The 19062-nt window shown below is 69.2% G+C and carries 19 protein-coding genes, 1 tRNA gene and 1 pseudogene; 12 read left to right on the top strand and 9 right to left on the bottom strand.

Annotation, left to right across the window (positions count from 1 at the left end):
• Positions 1-60 precede the first annotated feature (60 nt).
• Positions 61-132 (top strand) — tRNA-Glu (locus MJQ72_RS05190).
• 147 nt (positions 133-279) lie between these two features.
• Here the strand turns inward: MJQ72_RS05190 and MJQ72_RS05185 are convergent.
• From MJQ72_RS05185 to MJQ72_RS05165, 5 genes are all read right to left on the bottom strand, one after another.
• Positions 280-723: a class I SAM-dependent methyltransferase gene (locus MJQ72_RS05185; RefSeq protein ID WP_240597998.1), complete on the bottom strand. Its 444-nt coding sequence runs from the start codon at positions 721-723 to the stop codon at positions 280-282.
• A gap of 122 nt (positions 724-845) precedes the next feature.
• On the bottom strand, positions 846-1751 hold the full coding sequence (locus MJQ72_RS05180; protein ID WP_240597997.1) for an amino acid ABC transporter permease: 906 nt from the start codon (positions 1749-1751) through the stop codon (positions 846-848).
• A complete protein-coding gene (locus MJQ72_RS05175; RefSeq protein WP_240597996.1) occupies positions 1748-2443 on the bottom strand; it encodes an amino acid ABC transporter permease in 696 nt (231 codons plus the stop codon). Before MJQ72_RS05175 ends, MJQ72_RS05180 begins: the two co-directional genes overlap by 4 nt.
• An 84-nt stretch (positions 2444-2527) precedes the next feature.
• A complete protein-coding gene (locus tag MJQ72_RS05170) occupies positions 2528-3361 on the bottom strand; it encodes a glutamate ABC transporter substrate-binding protein (protein ID WP_240597995.1) in 834 nt (277 codons plus the stop codon).
• 79 nt (positions 3362-3440) lie between these two features.
• Complete coding sequence (locus tag MJQ72_RS05165) at positions 3441-4169, bottom strand: amino acid ABC transporter ATP-binding protein (RefSeq protein ID WP_007029281.1); 729 nt, start codon at positions 4167-4169, stop codon at positions 3441-3443.
• Between the two features lie 383 nt (positions 4170-4552).
• Between MJQ72_RS05165 and MJQ72_RS05160 the strand changes: the two genes are divergently transcribed.
• The gene (locus tag MJQ72_RS05160; protein WP_240597994.1) at positions 4553-5242 is read left to right on the top strand and encodes a response regulator transcription factor; all 690 of its coding nucleotides are present in this window, start codon (positions 4553-4555) and stop codon (positions 5240-5242) included.
• Between the two features lie 4 nt (positions 5243-5246).
• Positions 5247-6652, top strand: a pseudogene (locus MJQ72_RS05155) (sensor histidine kinase).
• Here the strand turns inward: MJQ72_RS05155 and MJQ72_RS05150 are convergent.
• Positions 6642-7556: a TAXI family TRAP transporter solute-binding subunit gene (locus MJQ72_RS05150; protein WP_240597993.1), complete on the bottom strand. Its 915-nt coding sequence runs from the start codon at positions 7554-7556 to the stop codon at positions 6642-6644. The pseudogene MJQ72_RS05155 and the gene MJQ72_RS05150 sit on opposite strands and share 11 nt — an antisense overlap.
• Positions 7557-7572: 16 nt before the next feature.
• Between MJQ72_RS05150 and miaB the strand changes: the two genes are divergently transcribed.
• Positions 7573-9087 (top strand): tRNA (N6-isopentenyl adenosine(37)-C2)-methylthiotransferase MiaB, encoded by a 1515-nt coding sequence (miaB, locus tag MJQ72_RS05145; RefSeq protein WP_240601256.1) that lies wholly within the window; start codon positions 7573-7575, stop codon positions 9085-9087.
• Entirely contained in the window at positions 9084-9545 is a 462-nt protein-coding gene (locus MJQ72_RS05140) for a hypothetical protein (RefSeq protein WP_240597992.1), read from the top strand. Before miaB ends, MJQ72_RS05140 begins: the two co-directional genes overlap by 4 nt.
• Here MJQ72_RS05140 and MJQ72_RS05135 read toward each other — a convergent pair.
• Together MJQ72_RS05135 and MJQ72_RS05130 are read right to left on the bottom strand one after the other, a co-directional pair.
• Entirely contained in the window at positions 9542-9994 is a 453-nt protein-coding gene (locus MJQ72_RS05135) for a hypothetical protein (RefSeq protein ID WP_240597991.1), read from the bottom strand. The genes MJQ72_RS05140 and MJQ72_RS05135 overlap by 4 nt on opposite strands.
• 310 nt (positions 9995-10304) lie before the next feature.
• A complete protein-coding gene (locus tag MJQ72_RS05130; RefSeq protein ID WP_240597990.1) occupies positions 10305-11618 on the bottom strand; it encodes a DUF349 domain-containing protein in 1314 nt (437 codons plus the stop codon).
• 235 nt (positions 11619-11853) lie between these two features.
• On the opposite strand from MJQ72_RS05130, the gene MJQ72_RS05125 reads away from it, so the two are divergent.
• The 3 genes from MJQ72_RS05125 to dapF are packed head-to-tail and all read left to right on the top strand — an operon-like array spanning position 11854 to position 14277.
• Positions 11854-12543, top strand: a complete 690-nt coding sequence (locus tag MJQ72_RS05125; protein ID WP_240597989.1) for a class III extradiol dioxygenase subunit B-like domain-containing protein — start codon at positions 11854-11856, stop codon at positions 12541-12543.
• The gene (gene miaA, locus MJQ72_RS05120; RefSeq protein ID WP_240597988.1) at positions 12540-13442 is read left to right on the top strand and encodes a tRNA (adenosine(37)-N6)-dimethylallyltransferase MiaA; all 903 of its coding nucleotides are present in this window, start codon (positions 12540-12542) and stop codon (positions 13440-13442) included. The genes MJQ72_RS05125 and miaA overlap by 4 nt, the downstream gene beginning before the upstream one ends.
• 10 nt (positions 13443-13452) lie before the next feature.
• Entirely contained in the window at positions 13453-14277 is an 825-nt protein-coding gene (gene dapF, locus MJQ72_RS05115) for a diaminopimelate epimerase (protein ID WP_240597987.1), read from the top strand.
• On the opposite strand, the gene MJQ72_RS05110 is transcribed toward dapF, so the two are convergent.
• Entirely contained in the window at positions 14274-15518 is a 1245-nt protein-coding gene (locus MJQ72_RS05110) for an MFS transporter (protein ID WP_240597986.1), read from the bottom strand. The genes dapF and MJQ72_RS05110 overlap by 4 nt on opposite strands.
• A gap of 61 nt (positions 15519-15579) precedes the next feature.
• Here MJQ72_RS05110 and MJQ72_RS05105 point away from each other — a divergent pair, with 61 nt between their 5' ends.
• The 4 genes from MJQ72_RS05105 (at position 15580) to MJQ72_RS05090 (ending at position 19006) form a co-directional block, all read left to right on the top strand.
• Positions 15580-16077: a transcriptional regulator gene (locus MJQ72_RS05105; protein ID WP_240597985.1), complete on the top strand. Its 498-nt coding sequence runs from the start codon at positions 15580-15582 to the stop codon at positions 16075-16077.
• A gap of 43 nt (positions 16078-16120) precedes the next feature.
• Positions 16121-17557: a GTPase HflX gene (gene hflX / locus MJQ72_RS05100; RefSeq protein WP_240597984.1), complete on the top strand. Its 1437-nt coding sequence runs from the start codon at positions 16121-16123 to the stop codon at positions 17555-17557.
• Between the two features lie 72 nt (positions 17558-17629).
• Positions 17630-17881: a hypothetical protein gene (locus tag MJQ72_RS05095; protein WP_240597983.1), complete on the top strand. Its 252-nt coding sequence runs from the start codon at positions 17630-17632 to the stop codon at positions 17879-17881.
• Between the two features lie 111 nt (positions 17882-17992).
• Entirely contained in the window at positions 17993-19006 is a 1014-nt protein-coding gene (locus tag MJQ72_RS05090) for an esterase-like activity of phytase family protein (RefSeq protein ID WP_240597982.1), read from the top strand.
• The last annotated feature ends 56 nt before the right edge of the window (positions 19007-19062 follow it).

Genomic DNA, 19062 nt, shown 5'->3' with positions numbered 1-19062 from the left:
CCGATTTCTGGAACGAAGCAGTCCGGTGCGCGGCGCGTGCCGGACTGTGTTCCAGGCCAAGGCGCGTTGGTCCAGCGGAAGGGATACCGGGTTTTCACCCCGGTGACGTGGGTTCGACTCCCACACGCGCTACGCCCCGGCACGGCGGGGAAACCTGTTCCGTCGTACCGGTGCGGCGGTGTGGGGTCCGTGTGTCCCATACCGCCAGACGCGCACGGTCCGGCGACCGGCCGGGATTCATAGCCCCGGCCAGCCTGGCTCGACACCAGGGTGCGCGACTCAGTCCGTCTTGCGGGCGCTGTGCACGTCGCCGCTCTCGTGGCGGCGCAGGACGAGGTCCTGGAAACCGTTGTCCCGCAAACCTTCTTCCAGGTTGAGCCCGTTCGTGGCGACGACCACCAGCAGCCCTCCCGTCACCAGGCTCGCGGCGACGCGACCGAGATGGGCGGGGGAGTCCAGGAAGGCCAGGACGACGTCGAAGGCCCCCATCACCGGCAGCCGGGCGAGCTGGTGGACCTCGTAGGAGATCCCGACGGGGTCGCGTTCCTCCTCGCGTTGCGCGACCGCGATCAACGTCTGGTCCGCGTCGACGCCGACGACGCGGCGCGCACCCTCTTTCCGGAGCAGGCGCGGGTAGCGGCCATCGCCGCACCCGACGACCAGGACCGACCTGCTCGCCAGGTCCGGCAGCGCTTCGAGCAGCGTCGCGGCCTGGTCCGCCATACGGCCGACGTTAGCCGACGAGGTCACAGTCCCGACAGGACCAAGAGGCCTATCCCGAAGTACATGAAGGCCCCCTTCCTGCACCTGGGCGCAAGGAAGGGGGCCTTCATGTACTTACGGAGCTACAGTGCGCCACCGCTCGCGTCGTCGCGCTGCATGACCACGCTCGACGGTGCGGAGTGCACCGGCTTGGCACCCTTCGGAGCCTTCTTCCGCCGCGCCAGCTTGTTCTCCAGCCACGACGCGAACCAGCTCAGGAGCAGGTTCAGCACGATGAAGATGATCGCGACGACGATCAGCGTCGGGATCGTGTTGCCGTAGAGACCGGTGAGCGGACCGGAAGCCCGGATCAGCTCGTCGAAACCGATGGTCAGCTGACCGGCCAGCGCGGTGTCCTTGAGGATGACCACCAGCTGGCTCACCAGCGCGGGCAGCATCAGGGTGACCGCTTGCGGCAGCAGGACCGTCATCATGATCTGGGTCTTGCGCATGCCCAGCGCGGACGCGGCCTCACCTTGGCCCTTGGGCAGGGAGAGGATGCCCGCGCGGAACACCTCCGCCATGACCGAACCGTTGTACAGCACAAGACCGGTCACCGCCGCGAACAGCGGGCGGATCTCGGCGTCGATGTCGGTGTAGAACGCGTAGAACGCCGCGGCGAAGACCATCAGCAGCAGCACCGGGATCGCCCGGAAGAACTCGACGACCGCGCCGACCGGGACTCGGATCCACTTGTGGTCCGACAACCGGCCGATGCCCAGCAGCGCACCGATCGGCAACGCGATCACGATCGACAGCGCCGCTGCCTTCAGCGTGTTGAGCAGACCGGGAAGCAGGAACTGCGTCCATGTCGTTCCGTCGACGAAAGGCTTCCAGAGCGCGCCCGCCCATTGCCCCTTCTCGTCGAAGCCCACATAGATGTAGTAGATGACCAGCGCCAGGACGAGGACGAACAGAACACTGTAGAGCCAGTTCCGCGCTCGTGCCTTGGGGCCGGGGATGTCGTAGAGAACGGTCTGCGAGCTCATCGCTTGACCTCGACCTTCTTGGCGACCCAGCCCAACAGGAGGCCGAGGGGGAGGACCAGGATGACGAATCCGGCGGCGAAGAGCAGGAAGACCAGGAGCAGCGAGTCGGACTCGTTCTCCACCATCTCCGACATCAGCAGTGATGCCTCGGCCACACCGATGATCGAGGCGACGGTGGTGTTCTTCAGGAGGGCGATCATGACGTTGGTCAGCGGCGCGATCACCGACCGGAACGCCTGCGGCAGCACGATCAGCGTCAGCACCTGGAAGAAGCCGAGCCCCAGCGCGCGTGCTGCCTCTGCCTGGCCGACGGGCACGGTGTTGATACCCGACCGCAACGATTCACAGACGAATGTCGCGGTGTAGGCGACGAAACCGAGGATCGCGAGCCGGAAGAAGTTGTCCTCCAACGACGTCGTCGATTCCGACGAGGCCAGATTGAGCCCCAGGGTGGAGGACAATCCCAGCGACGTGAAGACGATGATCACCGTCAGCGGGGTGTTCCGGAAGATGTTGACGTAGGCGGTGCCGAACGCCCGCATGATCGGAACCGGGCTCACCCGCATCCCCACCAGGATCGTGCCCCAGATCAGGGAACCGATCGCGGAGAAGAAGGTCAGCTTGATCGTCATCCAGAAGGCGCCGAGCAAGTCGTAATTGGGATTGTCGAGGAAATCGAACAAGGTGCTCAACCCAGCCTCGGTATGGGAACGGTGCGCCGCGGTACACGGCGCACCGTTCGATTCCTTCAGTTCAGCGGCTCAGCGAGCCTGGGGTCAGGAGATGGCCGGGGGCTCCGGGATCTTGTAGCCCGACGGGCCGACGTTCTTCTCCAGAGCGGCCTTCCACGCGCCGTCCTGCTGCATCTTCTTGATCGCGTTGTTGATCGCGGTGATGCTCTCGGCGTCGTCCTTCTTCAGGCCGACACCGTACTTCTCGTCGGTGAAGCCCTTGCCGACCAGCTTCAGCTTGCCGGGCTGCTGCGCGGCGTAGCCGCCCAGGATGACGTCGTCGGTGGTCATCGCGTCGACGGTCTTGTTGAGCAGCGCGGTGACGCAGTCGGTGTACTTGCCGACTTCCTGGAGCTGGACTTCCTTGGCGTACTTCTCCTTGACGTTCTGCGCCGGGGTGGAGCCCTTGACCGAGCAGAGCTTCTTGTTGCCGGTCAGCGACTCCGGGCCGGTGATGTCGGTGGAGTCGGCGCGCACCAGGAGGTCCTGGTGGGCGATGAAGTACGGGCCCGCGAAGGAGACCTCGTTCTTGCGCTTGTCGGTGATCGAGTAGGTGGCGACGATGAAGTCGACCTCACCCTTCTTGATCAGGTCCTCGCGCTGCGCGGACTGCGCTTCCTTCCAGGTGATCCCCGACTCTTCGACGCCGAGCTCTTTGGCGATGTACTTCGCCACGTCGACGTCGAAGCCGGCGTAGGTGCCGTCGGCCTGCTTCTGGCCGAGGCCGGGCTGGTCGAACTTGATGCCGATGACGAGCTTCTTGTCGTTCTTGGCCTTCGCCACGACGTTCTTGGCGCCGCTGGAGCCGCTGCCGGCGTCCGACCCGCCGCCGCCACAGGCGGAGAGGGCGAGCCCGGCCGCCACGACGGCCGCGCTCATTCGCAGAACTCGGTTCAACCGCATTGTTCTCAGTTTCCTTCCGAATCTTGTCCAGCCATACCGGCCGGCGGGGAAGACCTCAGTGGGTCAGGATCTTGCCGAGGAAGTCCTTGGCGCGATCCGTCTTCGGCTTGGTGAAGAAGTCGTCCGGGGTGGAGTCCTCGACGATCTCGCCGTCGGACATGAACACCACCCGGTTCGCCGCGCGCCGCGCGAAGCCCATCTCGTGGGTGACGACGAGCATCGTCATCCCGTCCTTGGCGAGCGTGGTCATCACGTCGAGGACCTCCTGGACCATCTCCGGGTCCAGCGCCGAGGTCGGCTCGTCGAACAGCATCACCTTGGGGCGCATGGCCAGCGCGCGGGCGATCGCCACACGCTGCTGCTGCCCGCCGGAAAGCTGCGCCGGGTACTTGTCGGCCTGGTTGGCGATGCCGACTCGTTCGAGCAGGTCCATCGCGGTCTTGCGGGCCTCGGCCGAGTTGACCTTGCGGACCTTCATCGGCGCGAGCATGACGTTCTCGACGATCGTCTTGTGCGCGAACAGGTTGAACGACTGGAACACCATGCCGACGTCGGCGCGCAGCGCGGCCAGCGCCTTTCCTTCGGCGGGCAGCGGAACACCGTCCACCGCGATCTCGCCGGAGTTGATGGGTTCCAGCCGGTTGATCGCCCGGCACAGCGTCGACTTGCCAGACCCGGACGGCCCGAGCACGACCACGACCTGCCCACGCGGCACCTCGAGGTTGATCTCCTTGAGCACGTGCAGGTCGCCGAAGTACTTGTTCACGGCGGCCGCCTTGATCATCGGCGCCGCCACCTCCGCGGTCATCTGGCCTCCAGGAGCGTTCGTTTGCAGGGGACTGCGGGGTCAGGCACCACGCGATGGCGGAAACCTACTCCCGTCGGACCGCTTGTAAAGACGGCTTGACCAATACTTAGGGTTTCAAGTCCGTATCGTTCTCAAGCCACCGGACGGCCCGATCCGCCGCCGTCCGGCGCTGATCAGCCTAGACAAGGCAGGGGTATCCCGTAACCGGGGTCACAACAGATCTGTGACGCATCGTGACCATTACCGCGTGCGACGGGTCCCTCACCGGGCTGGGACGGGCGGCGCGAGGGGTGACTCACCCCATAGAGTCGTTCTTCAAGTCGTCGCGGTGCGGGGACGACGTGAAAGGGAAAACACGGGTGCGGGTACTGCTGGTGGAGGACGACGACCGGGTCGCGGGCGCCTTGACGCCCGCGCTGACCCGGCGCGGCCTGACGATCAAACGCCTGGCCTCCGGCGCCGGGGTGCTCGATCTGGTGCACGAGGTCGACGTCGTGCTGCTCGACCTGGGGCTCCCCGATATCGACGGGATCGTGCTGTGCCGCCGGATCCGCGCGGTCAGCGACGTCGCGGTGATCGTCGTTTCGGCGCGGGGCGAGGTCGACGACCGGATCCAGGGGTTGCGGTCCGGCGCCGACGACTATCTGGTGAAGCCCTACGACGTCGACGAGCTGGTCGCCCGCGTCGAGGCCGTGCGCCGTCGCCGCGGCGAGCGGCCTGCCGCGCCCGAACCGCCGGGCGTCATCCAGGCGGGTGATGTCTCGGTCGATATCGGGCGCCACGAGGTGCAGGTCGACGGGCAGCCGGTTTCGTTGTCCCGCAAGGAATTCCAGGTGCTCGCGCTGGTGGTCTCCGCCCGTGGCGCGGTCTGCGCCCGCGACCATGTGCTGAACGAGGTCTGGGGGCACCGCGGCCCGGCGGAGAGCCGGTCGCTCGACGTCCACGTCGCCACCCTGCGGACCAAACTGGGCAGGCCCGCGCTGATCGAGACCGTCCGCGGCGTCGGGTACCGCCTCGGCGGCGCCTACGGCCCGGCCGAAGAGGGCTGAGCCGGTGCGCGTCCGGCTCCAGGCGATCGTGCTGACACTGGTCGCGGCGCTCGTGTTCGGCCTCGGCATCCCGCTCTCGCTCAGCGTGGCGGCCAGTGCGCAGCTCGACCTCTTCCTCGACCGGCTCACCGACACCTCCCGGTTCGCGTCGCTGGCCCAGCGCCCGCTGGTGGAGAACCGGCCGGACCTGATCGAGGACGAACTCCGCCGCTACACCGAGGTCTACGGGGTGCCGGTGGCGATCGTCGACCAGGACGGCGAGTCCGTCGCCAGAGGGCCGGGGGATACGCCCGGGATCGACCTCAAGGACCCCGCCATCGCGTCGCATCTGCAGCAGGCGCTGGCGGGACGCCGTTCGGAACCGGGACCGCTGCTGCTGCCGTGGTCCACCGAGCCGCTGGTGCTGGCCGAGCCGATCCTGATCGACGGCGAGGTGCGGGGAGCGGTGATCACCGTTTCTTCGACGAGCAAGGCCCGCACCGAACTGCTCTGGTGGTGGCTGCTCATCGCGGCGGGGCGGTGCTGGCGTTCGGGCTCGCGCTGCTCATCGCGGTGCCGGTGGTGCGCTGGATCCTGCGCCCGGTCCGCCGGCTCGACGACGCCACCGGCGAACTGGTCGCCTCGGTGGTCAGCGGCCGCGAGGTCAAACGGGTCGGGGAGACGGGCGGGCCGCCGGAACTGCGGCAGCTCGAACGCTCCTTCGACCGGATGGCCGCCAGCGTCGACGAGGCGCTGTCGGCGCAGCGCGCGTTCGTCGCCGACGCCTCCCATCAGCTGCGGAACCCGTTGACCGCGCTGAAGATCCGGCTCGGCAACCTCGACGGGCACGTCGACGACGACCTGGCCGCGGCGGACCTCGAAGCCGCCCTCGTCGACGCGCGACGGCTCAACCAGATCCTCGACGAGCTCCTGTCGCTGGCCCGGGCCGAAGCCTCGGGCGGCGAACTGGTGCCGGTCGGTCTCGACGAGATGGTGGGGGCCCGGGTCGCCGACTGGACCGTCGTCGGCGCGGCACGCGACATCACCCTGGTCGCGTCCGGGCTGGGCGGCGGGCTGAGGGTGCTCACGCCCGCGCGCGGCCTCGAAGTGGTCCTCGACGCGCTGCTGGACAACGCGCTCAAATTCACCGAACCGGGGACCGAGGTGCGGGTCGACGTCACTACCGCCGACGGGAAGGTGGACATCGCCGTCCGCGACCACGGCCCCGGCCTGCGCGACGACGAGCTGGAGCGCGCGGCGGACCGGTTCTGGCGCAGCACGGCGCATCAGAACGTGCCCGGCTCCGGCCTCGGCCTGGCGATCGTCACCGAGATCCTGGCCCGATCGGACGGTTCGCTGCGGCTCGGTTCACCCGAAGGTGGCGGTCTCCAGGTGACGGTGACCCTGCCCTTGAACAGTGCTAGTCCTTGAGTGACCGGAAGTAGCGCAACGCGCCCGGGTGCAGCGGCAGGGGAGCGGTCTCGATGGCGGGGTGCACGTCGATCGACAACGCCGCCCCGGCCGCCTTGACCAGCTGATCCCGTGCGTCGAACAGCCCGCGCACCAGCGCCTCGGCGAGGTCGTCGCGCATCGACGTGGGCACCACCAGGAAGTTCGGCAGCACGAGCGTGGTCACCGGCGACGGCAGGTTGTAGGCGGTCACCGGGATGGTCGCCGTCCGGTACACCGGGCTGGTGGCCCGCAGCGCGTCCGCGAGGTCGGTGATGTCGAGCAGCCGCAGCCCGACCGTGTGCACCTTCTCGGTGATCGAGGGCGTCGGCAGGCCACCCGACCAGATGACGGCGTCGATCTGCCGGTTCTCCAGCGCGGGCAGCGCTTCGGGAAGGCCCAGGTTGCGCCGGTCGATCGCGCCGGTCAGCCCGGACGCCTTCAGCAGCTGCTTCGACAGGAACTCGACCCCCGAGTCCGGCGAGCCGATCGCGACCTTGTGCCCGCGCAACTGCGCGAACGACTTGATCGACGAGTCGGCCCGCACGATGACGTGCAGGTAGTCGTCGTGCACGCGGGCCAGCGCGGCCAGCCCGGCGTTCTTGTCGGCGGCGGCGACGTCGGCGGCCACGAACGCGACGTCGGCCTTCCCCGCGCGCACCCGGTCGACGTTGTCCGGTGAGCCGTGCGTCTCCTGGATCACGGGCCGTTCGGTGTCGAGCTGCGCGGCCCACGCGTCGGCCAGCGCCTCGGCCAGTTTGTCGTAGACGCCGCCGTTGAGCCCCGCCGCGATCCGCACCTTCGTCCCGGACAGATCGGGGCCGCACCCGGTGACCAGGGCACAGACCACGGCGATCACCACCGCGAGCACCCCTGGTCTCCTCATGAGGGTCGATCGTGCCATGGAACCCCGCCCGCGTACCCTCGAAGGCGAGATGAGCGCGCGCACTTACCAGATCCGCACCTTCGGCTGCCAGATGAACGTGCATGACTCCGAACGTCTTGCCGGGCAGCTCGAGGACGCCGGCTACGTTCCGGGTGACGGCGAGGCCACACCCGACCTGATCGTGTTCAACACCTGCGCGGTGCGGGAGAACGCGGACAACAAGCTGTACGGCACCCTCGGCCATCTGCGCCCGCAGAAGACCGCGAAGCCGGACATGCAGATCGCCGTCGGCGGCTGCCTCGCGCAGAAGGACCGCGGCGAGATCGTCAAGCGCGCGCCCTGGGTCGACGTCGTCTTCGGCACGCACAACATCGGTTCGCTGCCGACGCTGCTGGAGCGCGCGCGGCACAACGCCGAGGCCGAGGTCGAGATCCTCGAATCGCTCGAGACCTTCCCTTCGACGCTCCCGGCGAAACGCGACTCGGCGTACGCGGGCTGGGTGTCGATTTCGGTCGGCTGCAACAACACCTGCACCTTCTGCATCGTCCCGGCGCTGCGCGGCAAGGAACGCGACCGCCGTCCCGGCGAGATCCTCGCCGAGGTCGAGGCGCTCGTCGCCGAAGGCGTGCTGGAAGTGACCCTGCTCGGCCAGAACGTGAACTCGTACGGCGTCGAATTCGGCGACCGGCTCGCCTTCGGGAAGCTGCTGCGCGCCTGCGGTTCGGTGGACGGGCTGGAGCGCGTCCGCTTCACCTCGCCGCATCCGGCGGCGTTCACCGAGGACGTCATCGACGCGATGGCCGAGACGCCGAACGTATGCCACCAGCTGCACATGCCGCTGCAGTCCGGTTCGGACCGGGTGCTGCGCGAGATGAAGCGGTCCTACCGCTCGGCGCGCTACCTCAAGCTCCTCGACCGCGTGCGCGAGTCCATGCCCGACGCCGCGATCACCACCGACATCATCGTCGGCTTCCCCGGCGAGACCGAGGAAGACTTCCAGGCGACGCTCGACGTCGTCGCGCAGGCGCGGTTCTCCAGCGCGTTCACCTTCCAGTACTCGATCCGGCCGGGCACGCCCGCCGCCGAGATGGACGGGCAGCTGCCGAAGGAGGTCGTGCAGGAGCGCTACGAACGGCTCGTGAAACTGCAGAACGACATCTCCTGGGACGAGAACAAGAAGATCGTCGGGCGGCGGGTCGAGCTGCTGGTCGCCTCCGGCGAGGGCCGCAAGGACACCGAGACGCAGCGGATGAGCGGCCGCGCCCGTGACGGCAGGCTCGTCCACTTCACGCCGACGGGGCCGCAGGTGGATCGCCTGGTGCGCCCGGGCGACGTCGTCGAGACCGTGGTGACCTACGGTGCCCCGCACCACCTCGTCGCCGACGGTGATCTGCTGTCGCACCGCCGCACCAAGGCGGGCGACAACTCCGAGGCCGGGCTCCGGCCGAAGACCAACGGTGTGACGCTGGGCCTGCCGGGCTTCGGCGCCCCGGCCGTCACGCCGGAACCGGTGAGCGGGTGTGCGCTGTGACCGAACCGAAGATCGACGAACTCGCCGCGGAGATCGACGAAGTCGGTGAGCGCGCGGCCAAGACGATCGAGCTGGGCAGGCGCGGGTTCTCCATCGCCGTGCTGGTGTTCGTGCTGCTGATCGCCCAGCTGCTGCCCTGGGTCGGCGAGCACGCCGGCTGGGAGGTGCTGCTCGGCCGGGGCGGCGGGATCCCGCAGCTGTTCGCCGCGACCTCCACCGGTATCGGGGTGTTCGTCGGCGCCGTCACGCTGGTGACCCGCCGCTGGTGGCTGGCCTGGGTCTGCGCCGCGGGCGGCTGGTTCGCCTCCGTCGACGGGATGCTCGCGATCTGGTCCCAGCAGTCCTCGAACGCGACCGGCGCGGCCGGTGGCGGTCCTGGCATCGGGCTGCTCGTCGCCTGGATCGCCACCGTCGCGCTGGCCATCTACTGGATGCGTGCGGCCTTCTCGCGGAGTTAGCCGACGCGCAAGGTGAGGTTGCTGGACGTGTACGCGCTCGCGTAGAGCGTCGTTTCGGGGTGGTAGGCCCGCAGCGTGATCACCGCGCTGAGGGAGAAGCTCAGCTTCAGCGAGAACGTCGAGTTGGGCCGGCAGGTGGTGTCGGCGATGTTCACCCACACGCTGCCCTGAAGCTGCTGCACGATGATCGCTTCGAGGCTGTCCGTCCCGTCTGCGCCTTCCAGGGCCTTCAGCGTCCCCTTGAGGGTGACCTTTTCGTTGACCTTGACCTGTTTCTTGCTGAGGGAGGCGTCGAGTTTGACCTTCTTCTTGCCCGCTTCGGCGGAGACCGGGGCAGGTGCCGGGGCAGCCGTCGCCGACGCGGCCGGGGCGAGCCCGGCCACCAGAGCACAACTGATCGCCAGGGCGGCGAACGCCCGGCGTACTGGGGGAATCAGTGTCTGGTTCATGATCGAAGTCGACCACGGTTGAGCGCGGAGAGCGCTCGAATACGCACGAAGGTGCTAGCCATCCCTCCACAGTGGAGTGACAGGCGACCTGCTGGCCCGCGAAGGCCGGCCGTGGGCCGTGAAGGACTCCTTGAGGGACCCAGAGTCCCTCGGAGTTCCCCTCATCTTGCCGGAGCCTTACCGCGAGTCCCACTTGCACCATCACAAGACGCGCGGAAGCGCTCAGCCGAGAGGTCGGCGCCTGAACGTAGTGAAGGCCTCCTTCACTACGTTCAGGGTAGGAAAGGAGGCCTTCACGGACGGACCCGGATCAGCGGTCCGCGATGGCCGCCTCCGCCGCCTCGAGCCACTCACGCCACTGCGCGGCCTGCTCGTCCGCCTTCTTCGCGCGCCGCTCGTCGCCCGCCGCACGGGCCTTGGCCGCCTGCGACTCGAACTGCTCGACCCGCTCGCGGAACTGGGCCGCCCTGGCCTGCGCCTCCGGGTCGGTGCGCCGCCACTTGCTGTCCTCGGCCGATTTGATCGCGTCCTGCACGGCCTTCAGCCGCCCGTCCAGCTCGCGGATGCGCTCGCGCGGGACCTTGCCGATCTCGTCCCACTGGTCCTGGATGCGCCGCATGTGCTGCTTCGCCGCCTCCAGGTTCGAGGCGGGATCGATCTTCTCGGCCTCGACGAGGAGTTCTTCCTTCTGCTGCGCGTTGGTCGCGAACTCGGCGTCCCGCTCGGAGAACACCGCGGACCGCCGGGCGAAGAACTTGTCCTGCGCGGCGCGGAACCGCTGCCAGAGCGCCTCGTCGCTGTCCTTGGGGGCCCGGCCGGCGGCCTTCCACTCGGTCATCAGGTCCTTGTAGCGACCCGCCGTCTCGCCCCAGTCCGACGACTCCGAGAGCGATTCGGCCTCGGCGATCAGCTCTTCCTTGCGGTGCTTGGCGCCCGCGCGCTGCTTGTCGAGCTCGGCGAAATGCGAGCCGCGGCGGCGGTTGAACGCCTCACGGGCCTTGGAGAACCGCTTCCACAGTTCGTCGTCGGTCTTGCGGTCGACACCCTTGACGGTCTTCCACTCGTCCAGGATCGCGCGCAGCCGGTCGCCGGCCGCCTTCCACTGGGTCGACTCGGCGGCGAGCTTCTCGGCCTCGTCGGCGAGGGCCTGCTTGCGGACGACGGCGGCCGCGCGGGCTTCCTCACGCTCCTGCTTGGCCGAGGCCAGCGCCTTCTCGGCGTGGGCGATGACCTGCTCGATGCGGCCGTTCAGCGCGGCGATGTCGCCGACGACGGCGGCTTCGGCGAGGCCGTCACGCAGCTGCGTGGCCGTCGCCAGCGCGTGCTTCGGGTCGCCCGCGCCGGACTCCAGCCGCGTCTCCAGCAGCTCGACCTCGGTGCGCAGGTCGTCGAAGCGGCGCGCGTAGTGGAGCAGACCCTCGTCCGGGCTCCCGGCCTGCCAGACACCGACCGCGCGCTCGCCGTCGGGTGTGGTCACGTAGACCGTTCCTTCTTCGTCGACCCTGCCCCAAGCGGACGGGCTGGGCTCGGCGGGCGGCACGGGGGGTGCGGGATGCCCGCCACCGAGCGCGTGCGGTACCGGGTGCGGTGCCGGGGTACCGGTGGACGTGTTCTCCTGGGCCATCGCAGGCTCCTTATCGCCTGTACGCCCGCTGGCGCGGGCGCCCCGCCTAGCGGCGGGGCCGGGTAATGCGTTGCCGTCTTGCTTCGGGGGTATCAACCCCTTGCGGCATTCAAGCAGCTCAGCGTCCACCGTGGAACCGGATGAATCACCAGAGGGCAGTGATCCTACTTCCGGTGGACCCCCTGTGTCGGTCGGTTGCCCGTCTCCGGAGGCGGGGAAGGTAACGTCGGCGGCCGTGATCCGCCGTGTCGCCATGCTCCCGCAGCCCCCGTTGCTCATCCCCGAACTCGCCGCCGGAGCGGCGGACGAGTGCGCCGAGCTGCGCGAAGCCTGCCTCGCCGCGGCGAGGCGCCTGACCAGTGCTTCGCCGGACTGGGTCGTCATCGGCGCGGCCGCCGGCGCGCCCGAAGTGCCGGAACACGCGAGCGGCTCTTTCCGCGGTTTCGGCGTCGACCTCGGAGTCTCACTCAGCCGGGTGACGGCGCCCGAAACCGAGCTGCCGTTGCCCGCGCTCGTCGCCGGCTGGCTTCGTGAACAGGGCGGCGCGTCGTCCGTCCGGGTCCACCTCGTGGATCCCGCCACTCCCGCCGACCAGTGCGAACAGTTCGCCCGTGCGGTGGGGGACCACCCCGCGGTGCTCGTTCTCGGCGACGGTTCGAGCAGGCACGGGCCCCGTTCCCCCGGGGGTGAGGACGCGCGCGCGGAGGGTTTCGACGCCGGGGTCCGCGACGCACTGGCCAAGGCCGACACGGAGGCGCTGGCCGCGCTCGACCCCGCCTTGGCCGCCGAACTCGGGGCCGGGGGCCGCGTGCCCTGGCAGGTCCTCGCCGGTCTGGCGGCGGACGGGGACTGGACGGCCGAGGTCCTCTACTCGGCCGCGCCGTTCGGCGTCGGCTACCACGTCGCGGTCTGGGAACACGCGTGATCCGGCCGGTCGCGGTCGTCGGGCCCACGGCGACCGGGAAGACCGCGCTGGCGGTCGAACTCGCCCTCACCCTCGGGGGTGAGGTGGTCAACGCCGACGCGCTGCAGCTCTACCGCGGGATGGACATCGGGACGGCCAAGGCGACCGTCGAGGAGCGGCGAGGCGTTCCGCATCACCTGCTGGACGTCCTCGACGTCACCGAGACGGCGTCCGTCGCCGCGTACCAGCGCGACGCACGTCAACGCATCGAAGAACTCCTCGCCGCCGGCCGCGTGCCGATCCTCGCCGGCGGGTCGGGGCTGTACGTCCAAGCCGTGCTCGACGACCTCAAGTTCCCGGGCACCGATCCGGACGTGCGTGCCCGGCTGACCGCCGAAGCCGACGAAATCGGGGTCGCCGCGATGCACGCCCGGCTCACGGAACTGGACCCCGTCGCCGCCACGGCCATCCTGCCGACCAACAGCCGCCGGATCGTGCGCGCGCTGGAGGTCATCGAGATCACCGGCGAACCGTTCTCGGCGAACCTGCCGAAACCGGGACCCGCGCGCTACGACACCGTCCTGATCGGCATCGACCGCGAACCGGCGGAACTCGACGTCCGCGTCGATCGCCGGGTGGAGCTCATGTTCGAGGCCGGACTGGTCGACGAGGTCCGGACGTTGCTGGGCCGGGGACTCCGTGACGGGCTCACCGCGTCGAGGGCACTGGGCTACCACCAGGTGATCGCCGCCATCGACGGCGACGGCGACTTCCAGGCCGCCTCGGCGGCCACCGCGCAGGCCACCCGGAGGTTCGTGCGGAGACAACGTTCCTGGTTCCGGCGGGACAAGCGCATCCGCTGGTTCGACGGCGGTTCGGAGCGGCTGGCCGCACGCGTCCTCGAAGCGGTGGCCCAGTAATCTTGGGGCCATGGGCGGCATCGAATTCCTCAAGGGACACGGCACACAGAACGATTTCGTGCTGCTTCCCGACCCCGACGGCCGCCTCGAGCTGACCGAAGCGCGGGTGGCCGCGTTGTGCGACCGTCAGCGTGGTCTCGGTGCCGACGGTGTGCTTCGTGTCGTGCGCTCGGCCGCCTTGGGGGTCGAGTCCGAGGGCGAATGGTTCATGGACTACCGCAACGCCGACGGGTCCATCGCGGAGATGTGCGGCAACGGTGTCCGCGTCTTCGTCCGCCACCTCGTCGATTCCGGGCTCGTGTCCGAGCGCGACTTCGTCATCGGCACCCGCGCCGGTGACCGGCCGGTGCGGATGCACGCGGACGGTTCGGTGACCGTGCAGATGGGACCGGCGACGATCACCGGCACCTCGGTCACCGTGGTCGCGGGCAAGCCGTTCTCCGGGGTCGCGGTGAACGTCGGCAATCCGCACCTGGTGTCGGTCGTCGACGACGACGTCGACGTGCTCGATCTGCGCGACCAGCCCGACTTCGACTCCGACGTGTTCCCCGACGGCGTGAACCTCGAGTTCATCAACCTGCTGGGCGAAGACGCGCTGAAGATGCGCGTCCACGAACGCGGCGTCGGCGAGACGCGGTCCTGCGGCACCGGCACGGTCGCCGCGGTCGCCGCCGCCCTGCACCTCGCGGGCACCGACACCGGTGAGGCGACCGTCGACATCCCCGGCGGCCGCGTGGTGGTCGAGGTCCGCCGAGGCGGATCCACGCTGACCGGGCCGGCGGAGATCGTCGCGCGCGGCGAACTCGACGAAACCTGGTGGGCCGGGCTCGGTTAGCCGACCGCGATCGGTTCGCGCGGCAGGTCGCGCAGTTTCCGGATCGGCGAGAAGACCACCCACAACACCGCGGCCGCCTCTCCGGCCGCGGCGAACCACAGCGTTCCCCGGATCCCGATCGCCTCGCCGAGCACACCGCCGATCAGCCCGCCCAGCGGCAGCATCCCCCACACCACGAAGCGCACGCTGGCGTTCATGCGGCCGAGCAGCCGGTCCGGGCAGACGGCCTGCCGGTACGACACCTGCGCGACGTTGTAGACGATGATCCCGAACCCCGCGATCGCCAGCGCCGCGGGGAACAGCACGATCCGCCAGCCCGGCGCGGCGAGCGGCAGCAGCAAGTGGAACGGCCAGGTCAGCAAGGGGACGAACCAGATCGAGCGGGCTTGCCCGATCCGCCGGGTGATGCGCCCGGCCAGGATCGCCCCGATGATCCCGCCCACGCCACCGGTCGCCAGCACGACGCCGATGATCGCCGGTGACAGGCCGAGTTCCCGGTTCAGGAACAGGATCTGCACGGTGGTGAAGGCTCCGTTGGCCAGGTTGGCCGTCGCGGTGCAGGCGACGATCGAGCGCAGAGCCGCGTCGGTGAACACGAACCGCAGTCCCTCGGCGATCTGGGGGAGCAGCTTCGCGTCTTCATGCTGCTCGGGAACTTCTTCGACGGTGCGGATCCGCAGCAGGCAGAGCGCGGAGGTCAGGAAGCCCACCCCGGTCATCAGGACGGCGTTGGCCGCGCCCGCCAGCTGCACGAGCCCGCCGCCGACACCCGGTCCGGTCAGGAACGCGACCGACTGGCTCGCCTGGAGTTTCGCGTTGCCTTCGAGCAGGTGTTCCCGGCCGACCAGCGACGGCAGATACGACTGGTAGGCGACGTCGAAGAACACCGTCGCGACGCCGACGAGCGTGGCGACCACGATCAGCTGCGTCAGCGACAGGACCCCCACCCACCAGGCGAGCGGAACGGTGAACAGCAACGCCGCGCGGACGAAGTCGGCCCGCAGCATCAGCATCCGCCGCCGCATCCGGTCGACCCACACCCCGGCGGGCAGCCCGATGATCAGGAACGCGACGGTCTCGGCCGCGGTCAGCAGTCCCATCTGGAACGGCGTCGCGGCCAGCACGGTGGCCGCGAGCAGGGGAATCACCGTGTGACCGGCGAAAGCCCCCATTTGGCTGGCCGTGTCACCCGCCCAGAGCCGCCGGAAGTCCGCGTGGAAGAAGAGGGAGTCTCTGCGCACGACGCCACCTTGGCGTGAGTGATTGGAAACTGTCAATCACTTATCGCTCTAGGCTGTCCCGGTGCCCACTCCACGACGCGCCGCCACCGAGGCCGAGATCGCCGCGATGGCCTCCGGAATAAGGCTGCGCATCATCCGGTTGACCTACTCCGAGGCGCTGACCAACAAGGAACTCGCCGAACGGCTCGATCGTGACCCGGCGACGACGCTGCACCATGTGCGCAAGCTCGTCGACACAGGGTTCCTCGAAGCGCTCCCGCCGCGACGCGGCACGCGCGGTGCGAAAGAAATTCCGTATCGCTCGACCGGGTTGTCGTGGCATCTTGATTCCCGCGACAGGGGGATCGATCAGGCGATCTTCGAGGCTTATCTGGCCGAGATCGCCGAGGTGGGATTCGACGAGGTGCAGCAGACGCGCCTGGTCGTCCAGGTACCGGACGAGCAGATCGCCGAGTTCGAAACACGGCTGATGGAGCTCGTCGACGACTTCATCTCCCGGCCGGCCGACCCGGAAGCGAAACGCACGGCCATCTACCTGTCGAAGTATCCCAGCAGGTAATGAATTCGGTCCCGCCGCCGAAACGTGGGACCATGGAGGCACGATGACGGAACTGACACACAACGATCTGAACGACGACATGGACCCATCGACCGGCGAACTGGAGCTCGAGGACCGCGCCTCGCTCCGCCGGGTAGCGGGCCTGTCCACCGAACTCGCGGATGTCACCGAGGTCGAATACCGGCAGTTGCGCCTGGAGCGCGTCGTTCTGGTCGGTGTGTGGACCGAGGGCAGCGCCCTCCAGTCCGAGGCCTCGCTCGCCGAGCTCGCGCGACTGGCCGAAACGGCCGGCTCCGAGGTGCTGGAAGGCCTGGTGCAGCGGCGGATCCGCCCGGATCCCGCCACCTACATCGGCTCGGGCAAGGTCAAGGAGCTGCGGGACATCGTGGCGGCCACCGGTGCCGACACGGTGATCTGCGACGGTGAGCTTTCGCCCGGTCAGCTGCGCCAGCTGGAGGAGAAGGTCAAGGTGAAGGTCATCGACCGCACCGCCCTGATCCTCGACATCTTCGCGCAGCACGCCCGCTCCAAGGAGGGCAAGGCACAGGTCGAGCTGGCCCAGCTTCAGTACCTGATCCCGCGGCTTCGCGGGTGGGGTGCGGCGCTGTCCCGGCAGGCCGGTGGCCGGGCCGGTGGCGCCAACGGTGGTGTGGGTCTGCGTGGTCCCGGTGAGACGAAGCTCGAAACCGACCGCCGCCGGATTAACAAGCGCGTGGCCAAGCTGCGCCGCGAGATCGCCGCGATGGACACCATCCGCGAGACCAAACGCGGTCGCCGGGTGGCCAACGAGGTGCCGAGCGTCGCGATCGTCGGTTACACCAACGCCGGCAAGTCGAGCCTGCTCAACGCGCTGACCGGCGCCGGGGTGCTGGTCGAGGACGCGCTGTTCGCCACGCTGGATCCGACGACCCGGCGGGCGCAGACCCCCGACGGCCGCACCTACACGCTGACCGACACCGTCGGTTTCGTCCGGCACCTGCCGCACCAGCTGGTGGACGCGTTCCGGTCGACGCTGGAGGAGGCGGCGAGCGCCGACCTGCTCGTGCACGTCGTCGACGGGGCCGACCCGACGCCGGAGGAGCAGGTCAACGCGGTGCGCGAAGTGCTCGCCGAGATCACGAAGCGCCGTTCCGAGCCGCTCCCGCCGGAGCTGCTGGTGATCAACAAGGCCGACGCCGCCGACGAGGTGTCGCTGGCCCGGTTGCGGCACCAGCTGGCCGGTTCGGTGCAGGTGTCGGCGCGGACCGGCACCGGCATCACGGAGCTGGCCGAGGTGATCGCGGAGCGGCTGCCGAGGCCGGAGGTCGTGGTCGAGGTGCTGATCCCGTACTCGCGAGGCGAACTCGTCTCCCGCGCCCACGCCGACGGCGAGGTGCTGGAGGAAGAGCACGTCGAGACCGGTACGCGGCTGGTCGTCCGCGGCAGGCCGGAGCTGGCCGCGGCGCTGAGCGACTTCCAGACGGACGGCTCGGCCCTGTAGGCAAGTACGTGAAGGCCCCCTTCATCGCGCTGGACGCGGTGAAGGGGGCCTCCTGCTGTTGGTGGTGAATTCGTGACTGTGCCGTCTCGTGCTGAAGTTCGCGAAGTGCTGCGGGCCCTCGCCGAGGGCGCGATCACGCCTGCGCAAGCCGACGACTGGGCCCGCCCCTGGATGGTCGAGGACGGCATCCGGATCGAGGACGAACTGGTCCTGCAGGCACTCAGCCGGCTGTTCGGTGCCGACCTGATGGCCTCGCCGTCGAGTTACCTGCACGGCCCGGCCGACTTCCGGGCATGGCTGGAGGAGTTCGACGCTCAACACTGAAAGTGGCCTTCACGACATTCCGCCCCAACTCGGCGTTCGCACCGAACTGCGCGCCGCCCCGGACGTCTCCGTAGTGTGGGGCTTCAGGGGTTCCACGGTACGGAGGTGGATGTGCGGGGGATTGTCGCGGCGACGGTCGTGCTGGCGGCCTTCATCGGCGGGGCGGCTCCCGCCCTGGCGCAGGAGGTCCCGGCGCCGCAGCCGGTGTGCAAGAACAGCGACTCCCGGCTCAGCGAGCTTTCCGGGCTGGTTTCCGACGGCGAGCGTCTGTACGCCCTCAACGACGGCGGAACCAAGACGCAGGTCTTCGTCCTCGGCCGCGACTGCAAGGTCCAGAAGGTCGTCTCGGCCGCCACGGACCCGTACGACCCCGAGGACCTCGCCCGTACCGCGGACGGCACCTTCTGGCTTTCCGACACCGGCGACAACCGCAAGAAGCGGGACACGGTCGCGCTGATCTCGCTGACACCGCAGGGCAAAGCGACACTGCACCGGCTCACCTATCCCGACGGGCAGCACGACGTCGAAGCGCTGATCATGGACCGCTCGGGCACGCCGTACCTGATCACCAAGGACCCCTTCGGCAGCTCCAAGGTCTACCGGCCGACAGGACCGCTCGCCAGTCCCGGCCCGACTCCGCTGGAGAACGTGGGGTCTTTACAGATCAAGGAAACCTCGACTCCGGGCGGTCCCGTCGGATCCATCGGCTCGATGACCGTCACCGGCGCGGCCTCGATGGCCGACGGCTCGGTGGTCGCGTTGCGTACCTACACCGACGCCTACCTCTACGCCGTCACCGACGGAGACCTCAAGAGCGCGCTGCAGCGTGAACCCGTGCGCGTGCCCTTGCCGAACGAGAAACAGGGCGAGGCGATCGCCTTCGATCCGGACGGGACGCTGCTGTCCGGCGGGGAGGGCGTCGGCGAGCAGATCCGGGCGGTGAAGGGCGCGGCCGCACTCGCCGTGGACGCGGCGAAAGCCGAGGGCAGCACGTCGGGCGGGACCTCCGCGGCCGGTGGCACGGGCCAGGGGGCCGACTTCCCGTACGTGCAGGTCGGTATCGCCGCGATCGTCGTGATCGGCGGCCTTCTCCTGGTCGGCAGGCTGCGCAAGCGGCGCGCCTGACCGAGTGAGGCTGCCGAAGCTGCCGAGCCTGACCCGGGTCGGGTGACCCGGGATCC

Origin of the sequence: Amycolatopsis sp. EV170708-02-1, assembly GCF_022479115.1 — a bacterium.
GTDB lineage: Bacteria > Actinomycetota > Actinomycetes > Mycobacteriales > Pseudonocardiaceae > Amycolatopsis.
Note: the sequence above shows the minus strand (reverse complement) of the source record. Positions and strands in the feature narration are given on the sequence as shown.